At 67.1% G+C, this 1,291-nt stretch carries 1 protein-coding gene; it reads left to right on the forward strand.

The genetic code is table 11. From position 1 onward, the window contains the following. Nucleotides 1-67 precede the first annotated feature (67 nt). Nucleotides 68-1,248 (forward strand): IS3 family transposase gene (locus ACSDR0_RS50655; RefSeq protein WP_435296142.1). Its coding sequence is split into 2 segments (ribosomal slippage): nt 68-332 and nt 332-1,248, totalling 1,182 coding nucleotides; the frame shifts between segments, so codons are not numbered across the junction. Nucleotides 1,249-1,291: the final 43 nt, after the last annotated feature.

The following is a 1,291-nucleotide window of genomic DNA, read 5'->3' on the forward strand; positions in this document are numbered from 1 at the left end:
TGAGGTGCCCAGCAGATTCCGGACAGTCAGCTACATAAGCTGACAGAAGTCTGGAAGAGGTAGGTACGTGACGAGGCGTCGTAGGCAGTTCTCACCGGAGTTCAAGGACGAGGCCATCCGCCTGGTGCTGGAGGGCGAGCGGACGGTCGCGTCGGTGGCGCGCGAGTTCGACATCAACGCCAGCACCCTGGGCAGCTGGGTGAACCGGCATCGGATCGTGAGCGCTCAGGACGAGCAGCCGCGGCCGGTTGCCGGGCCGGACCGGGCCAGGATCCGGGAGCTGGAGCGGGAGAACGCCGAGCTGCGCGAGAAGTTGATCTTCTTGAAAAAAGCGGCCGCCTTCTTCGCGGCCGAGACTCGATGACGCTCGCCAAGTACGAGCTCATCGACGCGGAGAAGGCCTGCCACTCGATCGTGAAGATGTGCGCCTGGCTGGGGGTGTCTCGCTCGGGCTACTACGACTGGCGCGAGCGGCCGGCCTCGGCCACCGCGCAACGTCGCGCTCTGCTGGCCGCGTCGGTCGCCGAGATCTTCGCCGGCGCGCTCGAGACCTATGGGTATCGGCGCGTGCACGCCGCCCTGGCCCGTCGCGGTGAGCACTGCTCGGCCGAACTGGTCCGCGCTTTGATGCGCGAGCAGGGCCTGATGCCGGCCCAGGCCCGCGCGTTCCGGCCGGCCACCACCGTGCCCGGTGGCGACTTCTGCGGAATCCCGGATCTGGTCAGCCGTGACTTCACCGCTGAGCGGCCGGGCGTCAAGCTGGTCGGCGACATCACCTACGTCCGCACCTGGGAGGGCTTCCTCTACCTGGCCACCGTGATCGACTGCCACAGCAAGGCGGTGCTGGGCTGGGCGATGGCCGATCACTACCGCACCAGCTTGGCCAAGGACGCGATCCGGATGGCGGCCGGCACCGGCCTGCTCCAGTCCGGCGCCGTGTTCCACACCGACCGTGGCTCGAACTACACCAGCGACGAGTTCGGCCGGTTCCTGACCGATCTGGACATCCGCCGCTCGGTCGGCCGCACCGGCGTCTGCTGGGACAACGCGATGGCCGAGTCGTTCTTCAGCGCGATCAAGAACGAGTGGCTGCACCGCTTTGTCTTCACCACCCGGGCCAAGGCGAAAAGCCAGGTCATCCGCTATATCGAAGGGTTCTACAACCGTCGGCGCCTGCACTCGGCGCTCGGCTACCGGCCGCCCCTGGAGGTTCTCAACGAGGCCCTCGCAACCCAAATAGCCGCATAGGCTGCGCCATAACATGGCTGTCCGGAATCACCGTGGCCCCTCA

Source organism: Streptosporangium sp. G11, assembly GCF_051192615.1.
GTDB lineage: Bacteria > Actinomycetota > Actinomycetes > Streptosporangiales > Streptosporangiaceae > Streptosporangium.